This is a genomic window from Cupriavidus sp. 01L45, assembly GCF_056399885.1.
The window spans coordinates 76,686-101,838 of the sequence record NZ_JBFTSG010000021.1 but is presented as its reverse complement, the minus strand read 5'-3'; the positions used below and the strand labels follow the sequence as shown (position 1 = coordinate 101,838).

Annotated in this window: 23 protein-coding genes; 20 read left to right on the top strand and 3 right to left on the bottom strand. The window is 64.7% G+C overall.

Annotated elements, in window-relative coordinates; genetic code table 11:
* Positions 1-87: 87 nt before the first annotated feature.
* Complete coding sequence (locus AC1DT6_RS16615) at positions 88-1,062, bottom strand: NADPH:quinone oxidoreductase family protein (RefSeq protein ID WP_441632066.1); 975 nt, start codon at positions 1,060-1,062, stop codon at positions 88-90.
* A gap of 220 nt (positions 1,063-1,282) precedes the next feature.
* On the opposite strand from AC1DT6_RS16615, the gene surE reads away from it, so the two are divergent.
* Genes surE through AC1DT6_RS16590 form a run of 5 tightly spaced genes read left to right on the top strand, consistent with a single transcriptional unit; the run spans position 1,283 to position 5,847 of the window.
* Positions 1,283-2,035: a 5'/3'-nucleotidase SurE gene (surE, locus tag AC1DT6_RS16610; protein ID WP_045239443.1), complete on the top strand. Its 753-nt coding sequence runs from the start codon at positions 1,283-1,285 to the stop codon at positions 2,033-2,035.
* Between the two features lie 28 nt (positions 2,036-2,063).
* Positions 2,064-2,960: a protein-L-isoaspartate(D-aspartate) O-methyltransferase gene (locus AC1DT6_RS16605; protein ID WP_441632028.1), complete on the top strand. Its 897-nt coding sequence runs from the start codon at positions 2,064-2,066 to the stop codon at positions 2,958-2,960.
* 8 nt (positions 2,961-2,968) lie between these two features.
* Positions 2,969-3,823, top strand: a complete 855-nt coding sequence (locus AC1DT6_RS16600) for a peptidoglycan DD-metalloendopeptidase family protein (protein ID WP_441632030.1) — start codon at positions 2,969-2,971, stop codon at positions 3,821-3,823.
* Between the two features lie 6 nt (positions 3,824-3,829).
* Complete coding sequence (rpoS, locus tag AC1DT6_RS16595) at positions 3,830-5,002, top strand: RNA polymerase sigma factor RpoS (protein ID WP_477114788.1); 1,173 nt, start codon at positions 3,830-3,832, stop codon at positions 5,000-5,002.
* Positions 4,999-5,847, top strand: a complete 849-nt coding sequence (locus tag AC1DT6_RS16590) for a 3'-5' exonuclease (RefSeq protein WP_441632032.1) — start codon at positions 4,999-5,001, stop codon at positions 5,845-5,847. Before rpoS ends, AC1DT6_RS16590 begins: the two co-directional genes overlap by 4 nt.
* Before the next feature lie 18 nt (positions 5,848-5,865).
* Here the strand turns inward: AC1DT6_RS16590 and AC1DT6_RS16585 are convergent, their stop codons facing one another.
* Positions 5,866-6,735 (bottom strand): endonuclease/exonuclease/phosphatase family protein, encoded by an 870-nt coding sequence (locus AC1DT6_RS16585; RefSeq protein WP_035874841.1) that lies wholly within the window; start codon positions 6,733-6,735, stop codon positions 5,866-5,868.
* A 179-nt stretch (positions 6,736-6,914) separates the two neighbouring features.
* Here AC1DT6_RS16585 and rlmD point away from each other — a divergent pair, with 179 nt between their 5' ends.
* A complete protein-coding gene (rlmD, locus tag AC1DT6_RS16580; protein WP_441632068.1) occupies positions 6,915-8,369 on the top strand; it encodes a 23S rRNA (uracil(1939)-C(5))-methyltransferase RlmD in 1,455 nt (484 codons plus the stop codon).
* Between the two features lie 101 nt (positions 8,370-8,470).
* Here the strand turns inward: rlmD and AC1DT6_RS16575 are convergent, their stop codons facing one another.
* Positions 8,471-9,172, bottom strand: coding sequence for a Bax inhibitor-1/YccA family protein (locus tag AC1DT6_RS16575; protein WP_477114787.1), 702 nt, complete (start codon positions 9,170-9,172; stop codon positions 8,471-8,473).
* 336 nt (positions 9,173-9,508) lie between these two features.
* On the opposite strand from AC1DT6_RS16575, the gene ndk reads away from it, so the two are divergent.
* The 14 genes from ndk (at position 9,509) to AC1DT6_RS16505 (ending at position 25,042) form a co-directional block, all read left to right on the top strand.
* Positions 9,509-9,934 carry a nucleoside-diphosphate kinase gene (gene ndk, locus AC1DT6_RS16570; protein WP_441632036.1) on the top strand — a complete coding sequence of 142 codons (426 nt, stop codon included), beginning with the start codon at positions 9,509-9,511 and terminating at the stop codon, positions 9,932-9,934.
* 53 nt (positions 9,935-9,987) lie between these two features.
* On the top strand, positions 9,988-11,136 hold the full coding sequence (rlmN, locus tag AC1DT6_RS16565) for a dual-specificity RNA methyltransferase RlmN (RefSeq protein ID WP_276290033.1): 1,149 nt from the start codon (positions 9,988-9,990) through the stop codon (positions 11,134-11,136).
* The gene (gene pilW, locus AC1DT6_RS16560) at positions 11,133-11,912 is read left to right on the top strand and encodes a type IV pilus biogenesis/stability protein PilW (RefSeq protein WP_035874855.1); all 780 of its coding nucleotides are present in this window, start codon (positions 11,133-11,135) and stop codon (positions 11,910-11,912) included. Before rlmN ends, pilW begins: the two co-directional genes overlap by 4 nt.
* The gene (locus AC1DT6_RS16555) at positions 11,905-12,921 is read left to right on the top strand and encodes a helix-turn-helix domain-containing protein (protein WP_441632040.1); all 1,017 of its coding nucleotides are present in this window, start codon (positions 11,905-11,907) and stop codon (positions 12,919-12,921) included. The genes pilW and AC1DT6_RS16555 overlap by 8 nt, the downstream gene beginning before the upstream one ends.
* A gap of 51 nt (positions 12,922-12,972) precedes the next feature.
* Complete coding sequence (gene ispG / locus AC1DT6_RS16550) at positions 12,973-14,265, top strand: flavodoxin-dependent (E)-4-hydroxy-3-methylbut-2-enyl-diphosphate synthase (RefSeq protein ID WP_441632042.1); 1,293 nt, start codon at positions 12,973-12,975, stop codon at positions 14,263-14,265.
* Positions 14,266-14,304: 39 nt separating this feature from the next.
* Positions 14,305-15,678 carry a histidine--tRNA ligase gene (hisS, locus tag AC1DT6_RS16545; protein WP_441632044.1) on the top strand — a complete coding sequence of 458 codons (1,374 nt, stop codon included), beginning with the start codon at positions 14,305-14,307 and terminating at the stop codon, positions 15,676-15,678.
* A gap of 75 nt (positions 15,679-15,753) precedes the next feature.
* Positions 15,754-16,386: a YfgM family protein gene (locus tag AC1DT6_RS16540; protein ID WP_441632046.1), complete on the top strand. Its 633-nt coding sequence runs from the start codon at positions 15,754-15,756 to the stop codon at positions 16,384-16,386.
* 95 nt (positions 16,387-16,481) lie between these two features.
* A complete protein-coding gene (gene bamB / locus AC1DT6_RS16535) occupies positions 16,482-17,669 on the top strand; it encodes an outer membrane protein assembly factor BamB (protein WP_441632048.1) in 1,188 nt (395 codons plus the stop codon).
* 225 nt (positions 17,670-17,894) lie between these two features.
* Positions 17,895-19,238: a ribosome biogenesis GTPase Der gene (gene der, locus AC1DT6_RS16530; protein WP_035874870.1), complete on the top strand. Its 1,344-nt coding sequence runs from the start codon at positions 17,895-17,897 to the stop codon at positions 19,236-19,238.
* Positions 19,239-19,446: 208 nt separating this feature from the next.
* Positions 19,447-19,686 (top strand): RNA chaperone Hfq, encoded by a 240-nt coding sequence (gene hfq / locus AC1DT6_RS16525; protein WP_006157757.1) that lies wholly within the window; start codon positions 19,447-19,449, stop codon positions 19,684-19,686.
* A gap of 296 nt (positions 19,687-19,982) precedes the next feature.
* A complete protein-coding gene (hflX, locus tag AC1DT6_RS16520; RefSeq protein WP_441632051.1) occupies positions 19,983-21,230 on the top strand; it encodes a GTPase HflX in 1,248 nt (415 codons plus the stop codon).
* Between the two features lie 104 nt (positions 21,231-21,334).
* Positions 21,335-22,732 (top strand): FtsH protease activity modulator HflK, encoded by a 1,398-nt coding sequence (gene hflK / locus AC1DT6_RS16515; RefSeq protein WP_441632053.1) that lies wholly within the window; start codon positions 21,335-21,337, stop codon positions 22,730-22,732.
* An 11-nt stretch (positions 22,733-22,743) separates the two neighbouring features.
* Positions 22,744-23,652, top strand: coding sequence for a protease modulator HflC (gene hflC, locus AC1DT6_RS16510; RefSeq protein ID WP_441632055.1), 909 nt, complete (start codon positions 22,744-22,746; stop codon positions 23,650-23,652).
* Positions 23,653-23,878: 226 nt separating this feature from the next.
* Positions 23,879-25,042: an ATP phosphoribosyltransferase regulatory subunit gene (locus AC1DT6_RS16505; protein ID WP_035874882.1), complete on the top strand. Its 1,164-nt coding sequence runs from the start codon at positions 23,879-23,881 to the stop codon at positions 25,040-25,042.
* Positions 25,043-25,153 lie beyond the last annotated feature (111 nt).

Sequence of the window (25,153 nt, the reverse complement as noted above, 5' to 3'; positions counted from 1 at the left end):
TGACGTGAAGATCGACGGCGCAAAAAAACGCCTGGCACCAAGGCGCCAGGCGTTTTTTCTTTTGCACCGCGCCGAAGGCGCGCGCGGTCAGGGCACGATGACGATCTTGCCGGTGACCTTGCGTGCTTCCATGTCCTTCAGGGCCTGCGGCGCCTGCTCCAGCGGATAGCGCGCGGAGATATGCGGGCGGATCTTGCCTTCCTTCATCCATCCCAGCATCTGCGCCATATTGGCCTGGTTCGCCTTGGGTTCGCGCCGTGCGAAATCGCCCCAGAACACGCCCACCAGCGAGGCGCCCTTGAGCAGCGCGAGGTTCAGCGGGAGCTTGGGGATTTCGCCATTGGCGAAACCCACCACCAGGTAGCGGCCGCGCCAGCCGATCGAGCGGAACGCCGGCTCGGCGTAGATGCCGCCGACCGGATCGTAAATCACGTCGGGTCCGCGTCCTTCGGTCAGCGCCTTGACGCGCTCGCGCAGGTCTTCGGTGCTGTAGTTGATCAGCGCATCGGCGCCATGGTCCTTGCATACCGCGAGCTTCTCGTCGGTGGAAGCTGCCGCGATCACGCGCGCGCCGATGGCCTTGCCGATCTCGATCGCGGCCAGGCCCACGCCGCCGGCGGCACCGAGTACCAGCATGGTCTGGCCGGCCTTCAACTCGCCGCGGTCGATCACCGCGTGGTGCGAGGTGCCGTAAGTGAGGGTGAATGCCGCGGCGGTTTCGAAGTCGATGCCCGGCGGCATCGGCACCACCGCGCTGGCGGGCGCCTTGGCTTGCGAGGCAAAAGCGCCGTTGCCGAGATAGGCGATGACATTGTCGCCGGGTTTGACGTGCGTCACGCCTTCTCCCACCGCGTTGACCACGCCGGCCAGCTCCGAGCCGGGCGAGAAGGGCAGTTGCGGCTTGGCCTGGTATTTGTTCTGGATGATGAGGACGTCGGGGAAATTCACGCCGGCCGCCTTCACGTCGATGACCACTTCGCCCGCGCCGGGCGCCAGGTCGGGCAGGGTTTCAAGAACCAGCGAATCAGGCGGGCCCCAGGCTTTGCAAAGTACGGCTTTCATCATGTCTCCGGTGATATGTTCGATGCCCGGCAGAGTATGGCGCAAATGGGTGAACGCGAGGTCCATGCGCGTTGCGCCAGACAGGCCCGGGCAAGTGTAGCGCAAAAATAGCACGATCGTTCTGTTGCGCACCAGTGGCCATCTTCGGCGGTCGGTCGGCAGCACGATTTGCGGTACGGACAGGGCGCTCGCAGCAGCCTTGTCAGGTACAATCGCGCCCATGCATATCCTCCTCGCAAACGATGACGGTTACCTGGCGCCGGGGCTTGCCGCGCTACATGCCGCGCTGGCGCCGCTGGCTCGCATCACGGTGATCGCGCCCGAGCAAAACCACAGCGGTGCGTCGAATTCGCTGACCTTGCAACGGCCCCTGTCGATCTTCGAGGCGCGCGAGGGCGTGCAGAAAGGTTTCCGTTTCGTCAACGGCACCCCGACCGATTGTGTGCATATCGCGCTGACCGGCCTGCTGGACGAGAAACCGGATCTGGTGGTGTCAGGCATCAACCAGGGCCAGAACATGGGTGAGGACGTGCTGTACTCCGGCACCGTCGCCGCGGCCATCGAGGGTTTCTTGCTGGGCATTCCCTCGATCGCCTTTTCCCAGGTGGACAAGGGCTGGACGCACCTCGACGCGGCCGCCCGCGTGGCGCGCGACATTGTCGAGCGCTATATTGCCAAGCCGGCGGAAGAACCCTTCCTGCTCAACGTCAATATTCCCAGCCTGCCGTTCGAGCATCTCAAAGGGTATCGCGCCACCCGGCTAGGCAAGCGTCATCCCTCGCAGCCTGTCATCACGCAGGTAAACCCGCGTGGCGACACCAACTACTGGATCGGACCTGCCGGCGACGCACGCGATGCGAGCGAGGGCACGGATTTCCACGCCACGGGCGAAGGTTTCGTGTCGTTGACCCCTTTGCAGCTGGACCTGACACACCGCGGGCAGCTCGAGCAGATCAACCAGTGGCTCGCATAAGCCCTTGCGCGCGCAGTATCTGGCCGTCATGAGTACCGTCCCGCGTCGCCCAAAGTTTCCCCTGTCGCTGGACGCCGTGGTCGAGCGCAAGCCCGCACCGGCGCGTACCGCCGGCATGCCTGCCGTTGGCGGGACTCGCGGCGCGGCGATGGCCGCCAAGTCGCTCGCGGCCAAGGCGCCTGCCGCGCCGACGCCGGCCGCCAGCGCCGTGCAGGCTCGCGCCAGTGCGTCCACGGCGGGCGGGGGCGGGATGGCGTCCGAGCGGGCGCGCGGCGCGTTGGCGGCGCGGTTGCGCGCAGCGGGCATCCGCGACGAGCGTGTACTCGACGCAATTGCCACTATCCCTCGCCACCTGTTCGTCGAGCCTGGGCTGGCTTCGCAAGCGTATGAAGACGCGGCGTTGCCGATCGGCCACCAGCAGACCATCTCCAAGCCGTCGGTGGTGGCACGCATGATCGAACTGTTGCGCGATGGCCTCGCCGCCGACGAGCCGCTGGAGCGCGTGCTGGAGATCGGCACCGGCTGCGGCTACCAGGCGGCGGTACTGAGCCTGGTGGCGCGCGAAGTGTTTTCCATCGAGCGGATTCGTCCGCTCCACGAACAAGCCAAAGCGAACTTGCGGCCGTTGCGGGTGCCAAACCTGCGCCTGCACTATGGCGACGGCATGCTGGGCTTGCCGCAGGCGGCGCCGTTTTCGTCGATTATCCTGGCGGCGGCCGGCATGGAGGTGCCGCAGGCGTTGCTGGAGCAGCTGGCAGTCGGCGGGCGGCTGATCGCGCCTGTGGCGGTGGCGCCCCCCGCCGGCGGGCCGGGCCAGACCGTCACACAGCAGTTATTGTTGATCGAGCGGCGTAACCGGCATCGTTTTCACCGGACCGCGCTTGAAGCCGTTTTCTTTGTGCCATTAAAATCGGGCACTATCTGAGTCGAACTATGCACAATATCGTGAACACGGAACGTATCGCCCGCGCCGGGCAGCTCGCCACCGCCTCCCTGTTGCTGGCCCTGCTGGCGGCCTGCGCTTCCTCGCCCATGCCCGCGCCGGTGGTGGACCGCACCTCCGGCGCCGGTGTCGCTGGCGTCGTCCCGCTGGAGCCTGCGCCGCCTGGATACTATCGCGTCAAGCGAGGCGATACGCTTTATCGAATCGCGCTCGAGAACGGCCAGTCCTACCGCGATGTCGCGGCCTGGAATTCGCTCGCGAATGCGAATCAGATTGAGGTGGGTCAATTGTTGCGGGTGGTGCCGCCGGGTGCCGATGTGAATGCGGGCTCTGGCGTGGCCACCGTGCCGGTGGCGCCCGGCAGCGTGCAGGCGCAGCCGATCGACCAGGCTCGTCCGGTTCCCACCCCGATTCCGTCGACTGCCGCCGCTGGCGGGGCTTCCGCGCCCTCGGCGCCCGCGTCCGCCGCCGCCGCTGATGGCACAATCAAGCTGGCATGGCCGGTCACCGGCCAGTTGATCGGACGATTCGACGAAAAAGGCAACAAGGGCATCGATATTGCCGGCAAGAAGGGCGATGCGGTGCAGGCTGCCGACGATGGCCGTGTGATTCACGTTGGCCCCTTGCGCGGCTACGGGAATCTTGTCATCATCAAACACAACGATACATATCTCACTGCTTACGGCCACAACGACAAGGTGCTGGTGACGGAGCAGGCAACGGTCCGCAAGGGACAAAAGATTGCAGAGATGGGCAACAGTGACACCGATCGTGTGAAACTGCATTTCGAGGTACGCAAGAACGGGAAACCAGTCGATCCGATGCGGTATCTGCCGCCACAGTGAGGGTTCATGCCACGCCAGAAAACTGTCTCTACCGGAAGCACCAGCCGGACCCGGCGTTCCAAGCAGCCGGAGTTGCAGCAGTCCGCTGGCGTGGCGCGAGCCGACGCCGATTCCGAAGCCTATGAACAGGACCCGGCCGCCGACATGGTTCCACTGACCGATGAGCCCATCACCACGGGTACGGCGGTAGGATTGCGCGAGGCCGACCTGATGGTCGAGGAAGTCGAACGGCAGGCCCGCGACGAGGACGAGGAAGAGTCCGAGGACGAAGAGGAAACCGAGAATGGTACAGAGGCCGCCGCGCCCGACCATGATGATTTCCGAACCGTGCTGCATACCGAACTGGCAGCCGATACCGTCCAGCATTACCTGAACCGTATCAGCATCAAGCCGCTGCTGTCGGCCCCCGAGGAACTGCATTTTTCCACGCTGGCCAAGGGTGGCGACTTTTCGGCTCGCCAGGTCATGATCGAGCGCAACCTGCGGCTGGTGGTCAGCATTGCCAAGGGCTATCTCAATCGCGGCGTGCCGCTGCTGGACCTGATCRAGGAAGGCAATCTCGGCCTGATGCACGCGATCGAGAAATTCGATCCCTCGCGTGGATTCCGTTTTTCGACCTACGCCACCTGGTGGATCCGCCAGAGCATCGAGCGCGCCATCATGAACCAGGCGCGTACCGTACGCCTGCCGGTCCATGTCATCCGCGAGCTCAACCAGGTGCTGCGTGCCAAGCGTCATCTGGAAAAAGGCGGCACCGACGGCCGCGACGCCAGCCTGGAAGATATCGCCCATCTGCTTGGCAAGACGCCCGACGAAGTGCAGGACGTGCTCGCGCTCAACGAGCACACCACCTCGCTCGACACGCCTTTCGATCTCGATCCGGGCTCCAGCTTGCTCGATTTCCTCTCGGACGAGCACAACGCCGCGCCCGACCAGGAGGTCGCGCACCGGGAACTGGAAAACCTGATGAAACAGTGGCTGGCGCGCTTGTCGGAAAAACACCGCTACGTGGTGGAGCGCCGCTTCGGCCTTAATCATATCGAGCCGGCCACGCTGGAAGAACTTGCCGAGGAAATGGGACTGACACGCGAGCGCGTGCGCCAGATCCAGYAAGAGGCGCTGGTCAAGCTCAAACGCCATTTTGCATCRCAAGGCGTGCGCAAGGACGCTGTTCTATGACATCTGTGCTGGTTTTCGACATCGAGACGATTCCCGATGTCGATGGATTGCGTCGTCTGCACGACCATCCCGATTCCATGAGCGACGCCGAAGTCGCCGAACATGCCTTCGCGGCCCGCCGCGAGAAAAACGGCAGCGATTTCCTGCCGCACTACCTGCAGCGCATCGCTGCCATTTCCTGCGTGTTGCGCCGGAACCAGCGGGACGGCAGCCCGGTCTTCCATGTGGGCTCGCTGGGCACGATGGACGACGGCGAGGCGGTGCTGATCCAGAAGTTCTATGACCTGGTGGCGCGCTATTCGCCACAGATCGTGTCGTGGAACGGCGGCGGCTTCGACCTGCCCGTGCTCCACTACCGCGGGCTGGTCCACGGCATCGTGGCGCCGCGCTACTGGGAAATGGGCGAGGGCAGCGAGTCTGACAGCCGCGATTTCAAGTGGAATAACTACATCAGCCGCTACCACATGCGGCACCTCGACCTGATGGATCTGCTGGCGATGTACCAGCCGCGCGCCAGCGCACCGCTGGACGACCTGGCCAAGTTGTGCGGCTTTCCCGGAAAGATGGGCATGGATGGCAGCAAGGTCTGGCAGGCCTATCAGGATGGCCAGTTGGGCGCGATCCGCGACTACTGCGAGACTGATGTCGTCAATACCTATCTGATGTACTGCCGCTTCCAGTTGATGCGCGGCGGCCTGACGCCCCGGCAGTTCGATACCGAGATCGAATTCGTGCAGGAATCGCTTGCCGAGTTGCCCGGTTCGCAGTGGATCGAATACCTCCAGTCCTTCCGCGTCAAGCCGGTGCACGCTGGCGGCGATGACGACGAAGAACCGGAGATCTGACAGCGCCCCGCCTCCCTTTTATTCGTCCGCCAGGGACAGATAGATCGGCTGGTGGTCCGAGGCCTGCGTTTCGCTGTCCACCTCGCAGCACAGCACGCGCGACAGCAGGTCTTCCGTGAGGAAGACGAAGTCGCACGCAAATGGTGCTTCCGGCCACTGATCCTTGTCGTGCAACGCGCAGGTGGGCGCGTGGGGCTTGCCTGGATTGGCGTGCATCCAGGCGTCATGCCAACCGATGATGCCGGTCTCGTGAGAGCCATCGTACGGTGCCAGCATGCGCAGATAGGCAATGTCGTCCGGGACGCTGTTGAAGTCGCCGCACAATACGGCGGAGGCGGGGCGCGGCTCGGGTGTGAACGGGCCGGGGCCGGTTTCCGCCAGGCCGGGCTGGCTGGCGTGCTCGCACGCTTCGCGGTGCCATGCGCGCAGCGCGTCGGTCTGGGCAGCGCGCTGGTGCGTCGAGTAGTACTCGAGATGGGTGCAGATCACGCGCAAGCGTCGATCACCCGCCAGCACCGTAGCTTCCAGCGCGACGCGTGGCATCGAGGGCACGGTTGGATCGGCAGGCCAGGGCAGGGCGTGGTGGAACACTTCGCACAGGGGCAGGCGGGTGGCGATGAGGTTGCCGAACTGGCGCGGCGAACCATCCGCGGAGAAGCGGTCCACCCCCGGCGCGTACAGAATCCGGTAGCCGGGGAGCAGTGCCGCCAGTTCAGCCACCTGGTCTGGGCCAGGTCCGCCGCCGAGGTCGCCATAGCCCCGTGTCACTTCCTGCAGGCAGAGCACATCGGCATCCGCGATCGCGCGCAGAGTCCTGACCGTGCGGCCCAGGTCCACGCGCCCGTCGGCGCCACGACCCCACTGGATATTCCAGGAAATCAGTTCCATGTCGCCTCCCTGCTCGAATTCCGTTGCGCGCGGTGCCGGTGTTCGGTGCCGGCGGTGCCACGCGCATGCTGCATCCATGTTGCGCCTATCTTGCGCGCTTGTCCCATTGTTGTTACGTCGAAGCCGCCGCGCGGCCGCTCGAGGCAGCGTCTGGACTACAATCGCGCTTTTACAAAACAATACGTCAGGTCCCCCAGGTGTCCCAAGCCGTGACTCGTCCGCAAGCCCAATCGGCGCCCGAAGGTGGCGCTTCCGCCTCCCCGGCGGCTCCCGTTTCCGCTCAGCCCGCGCCCGCGGCGCAGCCCGTCGTACAGATCCACAGCCTCGATATGGAGGCGCGTGGCGTTGGCCGGCTGGTCAATGAAGACGGCACTCCCGGCAAGGTGATTTTCGTCGAAGGCGCGCTGCCGGGCGAAACCGTCAGCTACCGCAGCTTCAAGCGCAAGGCAAGTTACGAACAGGCGAATCTGGTCGAGATCAAGAAGTCTTCGTCGATGCGCGTGAATCCGGGCTGCCAGTACTTTGGTATCTGTGGTGGTTGTTCAATGCAGCACCTGGATGCACGCGCGCAGGTGGCCATCAAGCAACGCGTCCTGGAGGATGATCTCTGGCATCTGTCGAAACTGCGCCCGGACGTGGTGTTCCGCCCGATCGCGGGGCCCGACTGGGGCTACCGCTACCGGGCCCGCCTGACCGTGCGGTATGTGGCCAAAAAAGGCACGGCACTGGTCGGCTTCCATGAAAGGAAGAGCAGCTATGTGGCAGACATGACGCGCTGCGAAGTGCTGCCGCCGCACGTTTCGGCCCTGCTGGTGCCCCTGCGTGAACTGATCACGGGGCTGTCGATCCGTGACCGCATGCCGCAGGTCGAACTGGCTGTGGGCCAGGACGTGACCGTGCTGGTGCTGCGTATCCTGGAGCCGCTTACCGAGGCTGACGAGGTGTTGCTGCGCGGCTTCGCGGACCGGCACGGCGTGCAGTTCTGGCTGCAGCCCAAGGGGCCGGACACGGTGGTGCCGTTCTACCCGCTTGACCGCGAACTGGCCTATACGCTGCCGGAATTCAATATCCGGATGCCGTTCAAGCCGACCGATTTTACCCAGGTCAACCATCAGATCAATCGCGCGCTGATCGGCCGGGCGTTGCGCTTGCTGGACGCCCAGCCGGATGACCGGCTGCTCGACCTGTTCTGCGGCATCGGTAACTTCACGCTGCCGCTGGCGACGCGCGGCCGTTCGGTGATGGGCATCGAGGGCAGCGAGGTCCTGACCAGGCGGGCGCTTGCCAATGCGGCTGTCAACGGGCTGGACCACAAGACCGAGTTCGCCTGCCGCAACCTGTTCGAGGTGGGCGCCGAGGACATCGCCGCGCTCGGCCGCTTCGACCGCTGGCTGATCGATCCGCCGCGCGAAGGCGCGCTGGCGGTAAGCAGGGCGCTGGGCGAACTGGCCCAGGCTGGCAGCGATGTGCTGCCCAAGCGCATTGTCTATGTGTCCTGCAACCCGGCCACGCTGGCGCGGGACGCCGGCTTGCTGGTGCACGAGGCCGGCTACCGCCTGTCGGGCGCGGGGGTGGTCAATATGTTCCCGCACACATCGCACGTCGAGTCGATCGCGGTGTTCGATCGGGGCTGATGACCGGCGCCGGCGGGCGGACGAGGCAAAAAGAAAAAGGCCAGCGCCCAGGCGCTGGCCTTTCTTGTTCCGGAGCAGGGCGGCGCGCGAGGCCGCCCGCCTCAGTCGCGGTTGCCGCCGAAAATGCCGAGGAGTGCCAGCAAGTTGGCGAAGACGTTGTACACGTCCAGATAAATTGCCAGCGTTGCCGTGATGTAGTTGGTCTCGCCGCCGTTCAGCACGCGCTRCACGTCGAAGAGGATATAGGCCGAGAAGATGCCGATGGCGATCACCGAAACCGTGATCATCAGGGACGGCAACTGCAGCCAGATATTGGCGACGCTGGCCAGGATCAGCAGGATCACSCCGACGAACAGGAAYTTGCTCAKSCCGGAGAAATCGCGCTTGCTGACSGTGGCGATGGTGGCCATGGCGCCGAATACCGCCGCTGTGCCACCGAAGGCATACATGATCAATGCCGGACCGTTCGAGAACTGCAGCACCGACCCAATCAGGCGCGACAGCATCAGGCCCATGAAGAAGGTAAAGGCCAGCAGCAGGACCACGCCCATGCTGCTGTTCTTGGTCTTCTCGATGGCGTAGAAGAAGCCGAACGCGATACCCAGGAACAGGATCAGCGACAGGCCGGGGCTGCCTTTCATCAGGCTGAAGCCGGTTGTGACGCCGATCCAGGCACCGAGTACGGTGGGGATCATCGAAATGGCGAGCAACCAGTAAGTGTTGCGCATGACCCGATTGCGCACCGCAACGTCGCTCGTTGCGGTGCCGCTGCCGAAACTGTATGTGTTCAGCTTGTTATCCATGGTGACTCCTGTCTCAAAACGGTGAGGCGCCGGGGTAACCCAGCGGGCACAACGCAAATGTGGCATCGCGGAGGGGGAATTGCAAGGGGCGGGGAACCCATTCGCCACTTTTATGCAGAATCCGCGTTGCCAGTGATCGTTTGATCGCCATGCGCCTTGTGCGTTCCCTGTACATGCGCTCAATTTAATGTGATCTTTGCACTGCTTTGCGGCGCAAGCTCCATCAGTCCCGGCATTCGGTGACGGGCGACTATGGGCATTCTCGAAACCATAACTGTCTCGTGCTAGAATTGCACGTTTATTCCAGTTGTAACCCCTTCATTTTTCGGAGTTTTTATGGCGATCGAACGCACCCTGTCGATTATCAAGCCGGATGCCGTGGCAAAGAATGTCATTGGCCAGATTTACGCGCGTTTCGAGGCCGCCGGCCTGAAGGTCGTGGCTGCCAAGATGGTTCACCTGTCGCGCGGCGAAGCCGAGCAGTTCTACGCAGTGCACGCAGCCCGCCCGTTCTTCAAGGACCTGGTGGACTTCATGGTTTCCGGCCCGGTGATGATCCAGGCCCTGGAAGGCGAAAGCGCCATCCTGAAGAACCGCGACCTGATGGGCGCGACCGACCCGAAGAAGGCTGAAGCCGGTACCATCCGCGCCGATTTCGCCGACAGCATCGACGCCAACGCCGTGCACGGCTCGGACGCAGCGGAAACCGCTGCCGTCGAGATTGCTTTCTTCTTCCCCGGCATGAACGTTTACAGCCGCTGATTGTCTGGCATATTGCCCAAGACTAGACTGATATTGAAGTCGATACTGCCGTCATGAACACTCTCGTCAACCTGCTCGATCTGGATGCGGACGCGCTCACCGCTTATTGCGGGGAGCTCGGCGAGAAGCCGTTTCGTGCGCGGCAGTTGCAGCGCTGGATTCACCAGTTCGGCGCCAGCCGTTTCGATGCCATGTCGGATCTCGCCAAGTCGCTGCGCGAAAAGCTCGCCACGCGGGCCGAGATCCGCTCGCCCGCCGTTATCACCGACAACCTGTCGGCCGACGGCACGCGCAAGTGGCTGCTCGACGTTGGCGCTGGCGATGCGGTGGAGACGGTGTACATCCCTGAGGAGACGCGCGGCACGCTGTGCGTGTCTTCCCAGGCGGGGTGCGCCGTCAATTGCCGCTTTTGTTCCACCGGCAAGCAGGGCTTCTCGCGCAATCTGTCCACTGGCGAGATCATCGGCCAGCTATGGATGGCCGAGTTCGCCATGCGTGCCCAGCTGGGCCGTGGCCCCAAGGACGACCGCGTCATCTCCAATGTGGTGATGATGGGCATGGGCGAGCCGCTGCTCAACTACGATCAGGTGGTGCCGGCCATGCGCCTCATGCTGGACGACAACGCCTATGGGCTGTCGCGCCGGCGCGTGACGCTGTCCACTTCCGGCGTGGTGCCGATGATGGACCGCCTGGCCAAGGATTTGCCCGTGGCGCTGGCAGTTTCGCTGCACGCGTCCAACGACCCGCTGCGCGACATGCTGGTGCCGCTCAACAAGAAGTATCCGCTGGCCGAATTGATGGCGGCTTGCCGTCGCTATCTCGAATTCGCCCCGCGCGATTTCATCACTTTCGAATATTGCATGCTGGATGGCGTCAACGACGGTGTCGAGCATGCCCGGGAACTGTTGAAGCTGGTGGCCGACGTGCCATGCAAATTCAACCTGATCCCGTTCAACCCCTTCCCGGAGTCGGGCCTCAAGCGCTCGAACAACGAGCAGATCCGTCGCTTCGCCCAGGTCTTGATGGACGCCGGCATTGTCACCACCATCCGCAAGACGCGCGGCGACGATATCGATGCCGCCTGCGGCCAGCTGGCTGGCGAGGTCAAGGACCGCACCCGCCTGGCGCAGCGCGGCAAGTTCGGCAAGATCACGCCGATCGTGGCTGCTCCCAGCCAGCCGCAAGAGGCGCGCCCTGCATGACGCGTCTGATAGTCGCGGTCCTGATGGGGCTGGTGCTGCTGTCTGCCTGCCAGCTGCCGCCGCCGGCCAAGCCGGAACTGCAGACGGCATCCGACCAGACCGATGTTAGCCGCCGCGCCACGATCCGCCTCCAGCTGGCAACCAGCTACCTGGAGGCCGGCCAGTACGGCGTTGCACTGGACGAAGCGAAACAGGCCATCGCGATCGATCCGACCCTGGTCGATGCGTACCATATCCGCGCGCTGGTCTATATGAATATGAACGAGCGCGTGCTGGCCGAGGAGAGCTTTCGCACCGCGCTGTCGATGCGCGCCGACGATGGCGACGTACTGAACAACTATGGCTGGTTCCTGTGCATGAACGGGCGCTATGCCGAGGGCGTGCCCTACCTGGAGCGCGCGGTGTCCGCTCCGTCGGCGAGCGGGCCGGGCAAGGCCCTGACCAGCCTCGGCACCTGCCAGTTGCGCAATGGCAAGGATGAGGCGGCCGAGAAGAGCCTGTTTGGCGCGCTGCGATTCGATCGCGGCAACCCGGTGGCGAACAGCAACCTGGCGCTGCTGTATTACCAGCGCGGGGACTACCAGCGAGCCCAGCAGTATGTCGGGCGCGTCAACAGCAGCAATTTCGTCAGCGCGCAATCCCTCTGGCTGGGTGCGCGCATTGCCCGCCGTCAGGGCGACGTCGCGGCGCAGAATGCCCTGGTGGCACAGTTGCGCAGCCGTTTCCCCGATTCGCGTGAGTTGACCGCATACGAACAAGGAGCATGGGATGAGTGAGCACGAGCGCGCCGAGGGCCAGACTGCAGCGACGGGACACGTGGGCGGCACCGCCGCCGACGCCGGGCGCGAGGCGGTGGCGCGCGAGATCGGTGATCGCCTGGCGCAAGCGCGCCAGGATCAGCGTTTCTCGCTGGAAGATGTCAGTGCGAGGCTGAAAGTCGCCGCGCACAAGCTGGCGGCGATTGAGCAGGGCGACGTCGCGGCGTTGCCCGACGTGACCTTTGCCAAAGGCGTGATGCGTGCCTATGCGCGAATGCTCCAGGTCGACATCGATGCCCTGCTGGCGCGCTTTCACGCGCAGGCCGTGCCGGTGGTGGAAATCGGCATGCGCCGCGAAGGCGGCCTGAACGAAAGCTTCGACGACCGCAACCGCTTTGGCTCGGGTGGCTCCGGTGGCCGCTGGATCTGGCTGGCCCTGGTCGTCGCCGTGATTGGCGGCGGCGTGTTGTTCGGCCTGGACCATTTCAAGCAATGGATGGAAGCGCGAAAGGAAAACCTCACGGCGCCTCCGGCAGCGGAAGCGACGGTGCAAGGCGGCGAGCCAGGTACCGTGACGGCCGCGCTGCCACCGGTGATGGCTGCGTCCGACGCCCCCGCGCCTTCCGAGGCGCTGCCGGCCAGTGGCCCCGCCGTGGTGGCGCCGGCGGCCCCGGCCTCCGCCGGGATTGCCGCTTCGGCAGCGGCACCAGCGCCTGCGATGCCTGCGTCAGCGGCACCAGCGGCTGCGGCGCCCGCCGCAACCGCGGTATCAACTGCGGTGGCCGGTACCGGCGAGTTGCGGATCCGTTTTGCTTCCGACACCTGGTATGAGATTCGCGACCGCGGCGGCAAGGTCGTACTCGGCGGCACCGCGCGTGCCGGCCAGGATCTGAGTGGCGGTGGTACGCCGCCTTATAAAATCGTGATCGGCAATGTCAAGGGCGTCGAGTCGCTGACCCGCAACGGCACGCCGGTCGACCTGCAGTCCGCGAACCGCAACAACGTGGCGCGCCTGACGCTGCCCTGAAACGTCGTTTCTCCAGCCATGCGTATCTCCGCATTGCAAGGTGGTAATGCTATGAATCAACAGGCTTGTATGCCGGTCCTGCCCGGCCCGTTGCCCCGCCGCAAGACGCGCCAGGCGCGCGTGGTGTGGGGCGACAACGTGGTCACCATCGGTGGCGATGCGCCCGTGCGCGTGCAGTCGATGACGAATACCGACACGGTGGACGCCATCGGCACCGCGATCCAGGTCAAGGAGCTGGCGCGTGCCGGTTCCGAGATCGTGCGCATCACGGTCAATACGCCGGAAGCCGCGGCGGCGGTGCCGGCCCTGCGCGAGCAGTTGGACCGCATGGGCGTGAATGTGCCGCTGGTGGGCGACTTCCACTACAACGGCCATAAGCTGCTGCAGGATTTCCCCGACTGCGCCAAGGCGCTGTCGAAGTACCGCATCAACCCGGGCAACGTAGGGCAGGGCGCGAAGCGCGACACGCAATTCGCGCAGATGATCGAGATGGCCTGCCGGCATGACAAGCCGGTGCGCATCGGCGTCAACTGGGGCAGTCTGGACCAGTCACTGCTGGCGCGCGTCATGGACGAGAACGCGCAGCGCGCCGAGCCGTGGCCGGCCCAGAACGTGATGGTCGAGGCGTTGATCACCTCCGCCATCGAGTCGGCGAAGAAGGCCGAGGAAATCGGCCTGCCCGGCAATCAGATCATCCTGTCGTGCAAGGTTTCGCAAGTGCAGGAGCTGATCGCGGTCTACCGCGAGCTGACCAAGCGGTGCGACTACGCCTTGCACCTAGGGCTGACCGAGGCGGGCATGGGCAGCAAGGGCATCGTGGCCTCCACCGCCGCGCTCTCGGTGCTGTTGCAGGAAGGCATCGGCGACACCATCCGCATCTCGCTGACCCCGGAACCCGGTGCCGCGCGCGAGAAGGAAGTTTATGTGGGGCAGGAGATCCTGCAGACCATGGGACTGCGCAACTTCACCCCGATGGTGATTGCCTGCCCCGGCTGCGGCCGCACCACCAGCACTACCTTCCAGGAACTGGCGTCCAGTATCCAGAGCTACCTGCGCGAGCAGATGCCCACCTGGAAGACTGCCTACCCAGGCGTGGAAGAAATGGATGTGGCCGTGATGGGCTGCATCGTGAACGGGCCGGGCGAAAGCAAGCATGCCAATATCGGCATCTCGCTGCCGGGCTCGGGCGAATCGCCGGCGGCGCCGGTGTTCGTCGACGGCGTCAAGGTCAAGACGCTGCGCGGCGATCGGATTGCCGAGGAATTCCAGGCGATCGTCGATGACTATGTGCGGACCCGTTACGGCAAGGACGCCGGACGCGCAGGCAATGAGGCGGCAGCCTGAGCCATCAAGGCCAGGCGCTGCAGGGAAATACAAGAGAAGATGAACCAACCCGTGAATCCGGCGGCCGCCAGCGACGGCGCCAAGGCCGACAGCAAGATCAAGTTGCCCAAGGCACTGCAGGGCGTCAAGGGCATGAACGACATGCTGCCCGCGGACGCGCCGCTGTGGGAGCATTTCGAGAACGCCGCGCGCGCCATGCTGCGCGCCTATGGCTACCAGCAGATCCGCACGCCCATCGTCGAGCACACGCAACTGTTCGTGCGCGGCATCGGCGAAGTGACGGACATCGTCGAGAAGGAAATGTATTCCTTCACCGACGCGCTTAACGGCGAGCAACTGACGCTGCGCCCCGAGGGCACGGCGGCCGCGGTGCGTGCCACCATCGAGCACAACCTGCTGTACGACGGCCCCAAGCGCCTGTGGTACACCGGCCCGATGTTCCGCCACGAGCGTCCCCAGCGCGGGCGCTATCGCCAGTTCCATCAGCTTGGTGCGGAGGCACTCGGCTTCGCCGGTCCCGACGTGGATGCCGAGATCATCATGATGTGCCAGCGCCTGTGGGACGATCTCGGGCTGGTCGGGGTGCGGCTGGAGCTCAATTCGCTGGGCCAGGCGCACGAGCGCGCCGCGCATCGCGAAGAACTGATCAAGTACCTGGAAGGCTTCCAGGACATTCTTGACGAAGACAGCAAGCGCCGCCTATACACCAACCCGTTGCGCGTGCTGGATACCAAGAATCCCGCGCTGCAGGAAATGGCAAGCAACGCGCCCAAGCTGATCGACTTCCTGGGCGAGGAGTCGCTGGCCCACTTTGAAGGCGTGCAGCGCCTGCTCAAGGCCAACAACATCCCGTTCAAGATCAACCCGCGCCTGGTGCGAGGGCTGGATTACTACAACCTGACGGTGTTCGAGTGGATCACAGACAAGCTCGGCGCGCAGGGCACCATTGCCGGCGGCGGCCGCTACGATCCGCTGATCGCGCAGATGGGCGGCAAGCCGGCGCCCGCTTGCGGCTGGGCGATGGGCATCGAGCGCATCATCGAGCTGCTGCGCGAGGAGAAACTCGCGCCGCAGGCGGAAGGGTGCGATGTGTACCTCGTCCACCAGGGCGAAGCGGCGGGCCTGCAGGCCATGATCGTCGCCGAGCGGCTGCGCGATGCCGGGCTCGACGTGCTGCTGCATGCCACGCCGGACGGCAAGAGCGGCAGCTTCAAGTCGCAGATGAAGCGCGCGGACGGTAACGGCGCTGGCTATGCCGTTATCATTGGCGACGACGAAGTGGCGGCGGGTACGGTCCAGGTCAAGGATCTGCGGCAGGGCGCGCAGGCCGAAGGCGGTGGCGCGCAGGTGACGGTACCGGCTGAAGAACTGGTTGCCCACATCATCGACGCGATGGTCGGCGCCAGCGAATAAGAAAACCAGGCAGCGGAACCGGGGGCCGCGCGGCGCGGTCCCTTATAACAAACACACGCGGGTGGATCCCTCGACATGGCTTACGATCTAGAAGAACAGGAACAGCTTGAAAGCCTCAAGGCCTGGTGGCGCCAGTATGGCAATACCGTGACCTGGGCCCTGATCGCCGGCTTGCTGGCCTTCGCTGCCTGGAGCGGCTGGAACTACTGGCAACGCAAGCAGGCCGGCGAAGCCGCGCTGCTGTACGAGCAGGTCGTCAAGGCCGCCGAGAGCCGCGACGTCGAGCGGATCAAGCGCGCCGCCGGCGACCTCGAGCAGAAATTCGGCAAGACCGCCTATGGCCCCATGACCGCGCTGGTGTCGGCCAAGGTGCTGTACGATGCAGGCGACCTGGCCGGCGCGAAGACCCAGCTGCAGTGGGCGATCGACCACGGTGAAGGCGAATATGCTCACCTCGCGCGCGTGCGCCTGGCTGGCGTGCTGCTCGACGAGAAGGCTTACGACCAGGGCCTGGCGCTGCTGAAGAACGAGCCGCCGGCACCATTCGTGGCGCTGTATGCCGACCGCCGCGGCGATCTGCTGGCAGCCCAGGACAAGCGCTCGGAAGCACGGTCGGCCTATCAGAAGGCGCTCGACAAGCTGAGCGCCAACGATGCGGCCATGCGCCAGATCATCCAGTTCAAGCTCGACGCGCTGGGCGCCGCCTGAAGGCGGTGGATCCGGCTAGCCGACAGGCCCGCGGGCACTCGCATTTGCGCAGGCCCGCACCCTTGCGCTTCAACCCAATTCAGGATCGGAACCTCATGAAGTCATTGTTTTCCGGCACGGCCCAGAACCAGCAACACGGCAAGTTCGTCCGCGCCCTGGTGGTGGCCACCGCTTGTGCGGCCAGCGTCGCCAGCCTTGGCGGCTGCTCGCTGTTCAGCAAGAGTGACAAGCGTACGCCGGTCGAACTCAAGCCGATCACCCAGACGCTGTCGGTGCGCCAGGCCTGGAAAGCCAGCGTCGGCAAGGGCGGCCCGTACACGCTGCAGCCGGCCGTCGCAGGCGGTACCGTCTATGCGTCCTCCAACGGCGGCAAGGTGGTGGCGCTCGACGGCATCACTGGCCGTACCCTGTGGGAGGCCAAGACCGACATCGACCTGACCTCCGGGCCGGGTAGCGACGGCTCCGTCACGGCGGTGGCGGGCGAGAAGGGCGCGGTGTTCGCCTTCGACGCAAGTGGCAAGCAGCTCTGGAAGAAGCAGGTCAATGGCGAGGTCCTCTCCGCGCCGCTGGTCGGCAACGGCCTGGTGGTGGTGCGTACGACCGATACCCGCGTGCTGGGCCTGGACGCGCAGACTGGCGAACGCCGCTGGATCTACCAGCGCTCGCAGACCGCGCTCAACCTGCGCGCGTCGATGGGCATGGTGTTTGCCGGCGACGGTATCGTGATGGGCTTCCCCGGCGGCAAGCTGGGCGTGCTGGCCCCCGGCAACGGCGTGCTGCGCTGGGAGAGCACGGTTTCCTATCCGAAGGGCGTGTCCGAGATCGAACGGCTCAACGACGTGACGGGCCAGCCCATGGTCAATGGCCGCCAGGTTTGCGCCACCACGTTCCAGGGACGGATCGCCTGCCTGGAACTGGCCAATGGCCAGCCGCAATGGGGCAAGGATTTCTCGTCTCCGACCGGCCCTGCGCAGGATGACGCTTCGCTGTACGCCAGCGACGAGCGCTCGGTGGTCCATGCCTTCGACCGCCAGAACGGCACGGAACGCTGGAAGAACGATCAACTGCTCTACCGCCGCCTCGGCACGCCGCTGGCGGTGGGACGTTCGGTGGTGGCGGGCGATTACGAGGGCTATGTACACTTCATTTCGCGTGAGGACGGCCAGTTCGTGGCACGCCTGAAGACCGATGGCAGCGAGATTACCGCTGCGCCGGTTGTGGCGGGCACGTCCCTGGTGGTGCAGACGCGCGATGGCAACCTCTACGGCTTCGTGCCGGACTGAGGCGGTCAATATTCATGGCGACTGCCCATGCACCTGTCGGCATGGGCGGCGCCAATCCGGTAGCACGGCCCTCCTGGCCGTGCAGGTGAACGAGGTCGGGTTGCAAAGCTAACCCGGCCGCCCGACAGGAAAAGTGGCCAGGCGCGCGACGCCCGGCCGTCGGACCCATATCACTCCGGAGTTCCTGGGGGGCGGCATCTGCCGGCCCCCATTTCCGTTTATTGCATGAAACCAGTTATCGCTCTGGTCGGCCGCCCCAATGTGGGCAAGTCGACGCTATTCAACCGCATGACCCGTTCGCGCGACGCACTTGTCGCCGATTTGCCGGGGCTCACGCGCGACCGCCACTATGGCGAAGGCCGTATCGGTGAACGCCCGTTCATCGCGATCGACACCGGTGGCTTCGAGCCGGTGGCCAAGGACGGCATCGTGGCCGAGATGGCCAAGCAGACCCGCCAGGCTGTGGTCGAGGCCGATGTGGTGATCTTTCTTGTCGACGGCCGCCTCGGGCTGGCGCCCCAGGACCGGGTGATCGCCGATTACCTGCGCAAGACCGGGCGCCGCGTCATGCTGGCCGTGAACAAGGCCGAAGGCATGAAGTACACCACCGTGGTGTCCGAGTTCTACGAGCTGGGCATGGGAGACCCCTATGCCATCTCGTCGACCCACGGCGACGGCGTGCGCGAACTCGTCGACGAGGCGCTCGAGCTGGCGGTGAAGGAGCGGCCCGAACTCGCCGAGGAAGACGACGGCGCCCAGCGTGGCGTGAAGATCGCCATTGTGGGCCGCCCCAACGTGGGCAAGTCCACGCTGGTCAATACGCTGATCGGCGAAGAGCGCGTGATCGCGTTCGACATGCCTGGCACCACGCGGGACGCCATTTACGTGGAGTTCGAGCGTGGCGGCAAGCCCTACACGCTGATCGATACCGCCGGCCTGCGCAAGCGCGGCAAGGTGTTCGAGGCGATCGAGAAGTTCTCGGTGGTCAAGACGCTGCAGTCGATCGCCGATGCGAACGTGGTGGTGCTGTTGCTCGACGCGCAGCAGGATGTGTCGGAGCAGGACGCCCATATCGCTGGCTTCATCGTGGAATCCGGCCGTGCGCTGGTGGTCGGTGTCAATAAGTGGGACGGCCTCGACGGGCACTCCCGCGACCGCATCAAGCACGATCTGGAGCGCAAGCTACAGTTCCTCGATTTCGCCAATTTCCACTTTGTGTCGGCGAAGGAGCGCACCGGCATCAGCGCGCTGCTGCGCTCGGTGGACGACGCGTATGCGGCGGCGATGGTCAAGCTGCCCACGCCGCAGCTCACGCGGATCCTGCAGGAAGCGGTCGAATTCCAGCAGCCGCGGCGCGTCGGTGCAACCCGGCCCAAGCTGCGCTACGCGCACCAGGGCGGCTCCAACCCGCCCATCATCATCGTGCACGGCAATTCGCTTTCCGGCATTGCGGACACCTATCGGCGTTATCTGGAAAACCGATTCCGCTCGGCTTTCAAACTGAAGGGCACGCCGCTTCGCATCGAATTTCGTACGAACAAAAACCCATATGCGGACTCGAAGGATTGAGTCGGACAGCGGGAGCCCAGGCGGCCAACTTTCGTTTGCGTTCGTTTGGAACTGAGGCTAAATTCACGGTAGCAGGGGGTTCCCTGCGAGACGATGCTAGCTTGGTACCGTTTTGATCTTTTTTTGGCGCGGTTTTGCGCCGTTTGACTTGAATCGGGGATCATCGTCCCCATCATCTATCACTAAATCTATAAATTTGGAGTGTGCCATGAGCAACAAAGGGCAATTGCTACAAGACCCGTTCCTGAACGCGCTGCGCAAAGAGCACGTACCGGTTTCAATCTACCTCGTCAATGGCATCAAGCTGCAAGGCAATATCGAGTCGTTCGACCAGTACGTCGTCCTGTTGCGCAACACCGTGACGCAGATGGTCTACAAGCATGCGATTTCCACCGTCGTACCGGCCCGCGCAGTGAATTTCCGCGTGGACGAAACGGCTGAAGGTTGATCTTTCGCGGAGTGTTCCGCAGTCTTTTCGGCAGGCCGGTCGCATCACGACAAGGCTGCCAGTTGCCGGTGTCGCGCCGGGGCCAGATGCGCTGGCGCGACACCAAACGATGCCCGGCCATCCTGGGCGCACAACGGCCATGAGCAGGGACATGCTCACCCTGGTGCATGCCGCCGCGGATAGCGTCCCGCTTCGAGTGTCTTCCCGGGCCGCGGCGCCTTGCCTCACGGCACCCGCCACTGCCTCCCAGCCGGTTCCAACCCGTTTTCCTTTCTCGCGTTTCGCGATCCTCCCGTTTGCAATCCAGAGCCACCTCCAATTCCGAGACCTCCCGCGCCATCCTCGTCGGTGTCGATTTCGGCAAGCATGATTTCCAGGAAAGCCTGAGCGAGTTGGCGTTGCTGACGTCAACCGCCGGCTCCACCCCGGTGCATACGCTGACCGGACGCCGGTCGCGCCCGGATCCGGCGTTGTTCATCGGCTCCGGCAAGGCGGAGGAACTGAAGGAAGCCGCCGATGCGCTTGACGCCGACGTGGTGGTGTTCAATCACACGCTCAGCCCTGCGCAGCAGCGCAATCTGGAGCGTTTCCTGCAACGCCACGTGATCGACCGTACGGGCCTGATCCTGGATATCTTCGGGCAGCGGGCACAGAGCCACGTCGGTAAGGTGCAAGTCGAGCTCGCCCAGGTCCAGTACCAGGCTTCGCGGCTGGTCCGCGCCTGGAGCCACCTGGAGCGGCAGAAGGGCGGTATCGGCATGCGCGGCGGCCCGGGCGAGCGTCAGCTCGAGCTGGATCGCCGCTTGCTGGACGAACGCGCCAAACGGCTCAAGGCTGACCTGACGCGGCTGCAGCGCCAGCACAGCACCCAGCGGCGGGCGCGCGCCCGCAACGACACCCTGAGCATCTCGCTGGTCGGCTATACCAATGCCGGCAAGTCGACGCTGTTCAATGCCCTGACCAAGGCGCGTGCCTACGCGGCCGACCAGTTGTTCGCCACGCTGGATACCACCTCGCGCCGGCTTTACCTGGAGGATGTGGGCAACGTGGTGTTATCGGATACCGTCGGTTTTATCCGCGATCTGCCCACCCAACTGGTGGCTGCGTTCCGGGCTACGCTGGAAGAAACCGTGCACGCGGATCTGCTACTGCATGTGGTCGACGCCTCCAGTCCGGTGCGGCATGAGCAGATCGAGCAGGTCAATCGCGTGCTGGCCGAGATCAATGCCGACGACATCCCGCAGATTGTGGTGATGAACAAGATCGACGCGGCGCCGGAACTTCTGGCGCAGGGCCCCAGGGTGGAGCGCAATGAGGACGGCGTGCCGACGCGCGTGTTCGTCAGTGCGCGCGACGGCATCGGTCTGGACACCTTGCGCGAGGCCTTGGTGGACGTGGCGCGCTGGCTGGCCGAACGTCCGCCCGAACGTCCGCCGCTGGACCCGCGCCTGGCTGATGTGGCGGCTTATCACGACGACGATGACGGCGGCGATCATGATCGCGAAGACGCCGGGGTGAATCCGGAAGAACCCGACATGCATTGATCCAGTTCGACGGAAATCACGGCCAGATTGCCTCAAATAGGAAAATGTGGCGTCGATGACTGTTAGAATCCCCCTGTTCCAACTATCCCGGACCCGTGCACTTCATGCCCCAGTTTCCCCGGAATTCTGAATCGAGCCATGCCTTTGGCAGCCGCGCAGGTGGCCGCAACGGCGGCCATGCACCGTCGCGGACGGCCTGGCAGCGTTTGCGCGCGATCCTGTCGTTGAACGATCCACGTTGGGGTCGGGGCGGCCCGGATGACGAAGACAAGGACAAGGACAAGGACAGCCGCGACAACAATCGCCAGCACCAGCGTCCCCCGCAGGATGGTCCGCCCGACCTCGACGAGCTCTGGCGCGATTTCAATCGCCGCCTGAATGGCCTGCTCGGCCGCAAGGAAAACGGCGGTGGCGGCAACCAGGGCTTCGGCGGCGGCGCGCGCACGCCGGGCAAGGGCTCGGGCATCGGCGCCGGCGTGGTGGTGGTCGCCGCGCTGGGCATCTGGCTGGCCAGCGGATTCTTCATGGTGCAGGAAGGCCAGACCGCCGTCATCCTGCAGTTCGGCAAGTTCAAGTACACCACGGGCCCCGGTATCAACTGGCGCCTGCCGTACCCGATCCAGTCCGCCGAGATCGTCAACCTGTCGGGCGTGCGTTCGGTAGAGGTGGGGCGCTCCACTTCGATCAAGGACAGCAACCTGAAGGACGCGTCCATGCTGACGCAGGACGAGAACATCATCGACGTCCGCTTCACGGTGCAATACGACATCCAGGACGCGAGCGAATTCCTGTTCTACAACAAGACCGATCGTGGTGGCGATGAAGAACTGGTGACCCAGGCCGCCGAGACCTCGGTGCGCGAGATCGTCGGGCGCAACAAGATGGACGCGGTGCTCTACGAGAACCGCGAGCAGATCGCACAGAATCTGGCCAAATCCATCCAGTCGATCCTGAGCGCCTACAAGACCGGTATCCGCGTGATCTCCGTCAACGTGCAGAGCGTGCAGCCGCCCGAGCAGGTGCAGGCCGCCTTCGACGATGTCAACAAGGCCAGCCAGGACCGGGAGCGTGCCATCAGCGAAGGCCAGGCTTACGCCAATGACGTGATCCCGCGCGCCAAGGGTACCGCCGCGCGCCTGAACGAAGAAGCCGAAGCCTACAAGGCGCGGGTGACCGCCCAGGCCGAAGGCGATGCCTCGCGCTTCCGGCAGGTCCAGGCCGAGTACGCCAAGGCCCCGCAGGTGACGCGTGACCGCATCTACATCGAGACCATGCAGCAGATCTATACCAATTCGACCAAGGTGCTGGTGGATTCGCGCCAGGGCAACAATCTCCTCTACCTGCCGCTGGACAAGCTGATGGCGCAGTCGCAGGGCGGCACGCCGGGTTCCGGCACCGCGCAGGCGCCCGCGGCCGGCAGCAGCACGCCTGCCGCGCCGGAAGCCGGTAGCGATACCCGGTCGCGCGAGCTGTTGCGCAACCGTGACCGCGATTCGCGCTGAGGAGCCCCGACATGAACCGACTGATTTCCGTAGTAATCGGCCTCTTCATCGTGCTGGCGATCGGCTCGTCGATGGTATTCGTGGTGGACCAGCGGCAGTACGCCGTGGTGTTCGCGTTTGGCCAGATCAAGCAGGTGGTGAACGAGCCTGGCCTGCACTTCAAGCTGCCACCGCCACTGCAGAACGTGATCTTCATGGACCGCCGCCTGCTGACCATCGACGTGGCCGCCTCGGAGCGTTTCCTGACCGCCGAGAAGAAAAGCATGGTGGTGGACTGGTTCGTCAAATGGCGCATCACCGATCCACGCAAGTTCTACGTGGCCTTCAATGGCAACATCCGTGGCGCGCAGGACCGCATGACCCAGCGTATCGACTCCGTTGCCCGCGAGGAATTCGGCAAGCGCACGGTGGCGGAGCTGGTGGCCGGCGAGCGTGAGAAGGTGATGCAGAATATCCGCTCCGCGATGGCCGACTACGCCCAGTCCGTGGGCGTCGAGATCATCGACGTGCGCCTGAAGCGCGTCGACCTGCTGCCCGCGATCAGCGAATCGGTGTATCGCCGCATGGAGGCCGAGCGCAAGCGCGTGGCCAATGAGCTGCGCTCCACCGGCGCCGCCGAAGGCGAGAAGATTCGCGCCGATGCCGATCGCCAGCGCGAAGTCGTGCTGGCCGAGGCCTATCGCGATGCGCAGAAGATCAAGGGCGAGGGCGATGCCCGCGCCTCGCAGATCTACGCAGAATCGTTTGGCCGCGATCCGCAGTTCGCCCAGTTCTGGCGCAGTATGGAGGCCTACCGCAATACGTTCCGCGACAAGCGCGACGTGTTGGTGCTGGAGCCCAATTCCGACTTCTTCCGCTATATGCGGTCGGCGGGCGGCGCCGCGGCGCCGGCGGCAGTGCCTCCGGCGAGCCGTCGCTAAGCTGGGCGGCCACGGCCGCCAGGCAATACGACAAAACCCCGGCTTGCCGGGGTTTTGTCCGGCTGGAGGGGTGGCTGCCGATGCCTTCGACGGGCGTCGTCGCCGCCTCATCCGCCGCGCCAGGTGACTGGTGCCCGGCTTGGCCCGTGTCCCGAGGCGAGACGGGAACGTAATTCAACGGGTGGCCCAGGCCGCCCGGCAACTGTGTGAAGTGAAGAGATTTACCATGTCCAATCACTGGCTCCTGCCTGAAAACATCGCCGACGTGCTGCCGTCGGAGGCCCGCAAGATCGAGGAACTGCGCCGCCGCATGCTGGACCTGTTCCGCACCTACGGCTACGAACTGGTCATGCCGCCGATGCTGGAATACCTGGAATCGCTGCTCACCGGGACCGGGCACGACCTGGACCTGCGCACTCTCAAGCTGGTCGACCAGCTCTCCGGCCGCACCATGGGGCTGCGCGCCGACATCACGCCCCAGGTGGCCCGCATCGATGCCCACTTGCTGAACCGCTCCGGCGTGACCCGGCTTTGCTACGCCGGCAATGTGCTGCACGCCCGCCCGGCAGGTTTTCGTGCAACCCGCGAGCCGATCCAGGTCGGTGCGGAAATCTACGGCCATGCCGGCCTGGAAGCCGACGTAGAGATCCAGGCCCTGATGCTGGCTGCGCTGCAGGTGGCGGGACTGACGGAAATCCGCCTGGACCTGTGCCACGCGGGCATCCTGGAAGCGCTGCTGGACGGCCTGCCGTCGAGCCGGAAGATCGAGGACGCGCTGTTCGCAGCGCTGGAAACCAAGGACGTATCGGCGCTGCGCGAACTGACCGAAGGCATGCCGCAGGCCGAGCGCGACGCGCTGCTGGCCTTGCCGACGCTGTACGGTGGCGTGGAGGTGATCGAGCGCGCCCGTGCCACGTTGCCGGCAAGCCCGGCAATCGGCCGCGCGCTGGACGAACTGGCAGCCCTGGCCGCGGAAGTCCGCGGCGCGAGTGTCAATATCGATCTTTCCGACTTGCGCGGATATCACTACCACAGCGGTGTGATGTTTACGGCCTATGTGGCCGGCCTGCCCAATTACGTGGCGCGCGGGGGCCGCTATGACAAGGTGGGTGAAGCCTTCGGTCGCGCGCGGCCGGCGACCGGTTTTTCGCTCGATTTGCGCGAGGTTGCCTCGCTGTCGCCGCTGGAAGTGCGTGCTTTTGCCATCTTTGCGCCGTGGGATGCGGATCCCGCCCTGCGCACGGCGATCACGGCGCTGCGCGAGGCCGGCGAGATCGTGATCCAGTCCCTGCCGGGCCACACGCACCAGCTCGACGAGTTCAACTGCGACCGCCAACTGGTGCGCCAGGATGGCGCATGGACGGTGATTCCGCGCAGCGCCGGGACCTGAGCGCAAGCGCCAGGGCACGGAATTCCCCCGCGTTGCAGGCCGATCTCCCCAAAATCGGGGAGTTGACCTGCAACGAGAGTAAAATACGTTTTTAACCCACTGACCAAAATC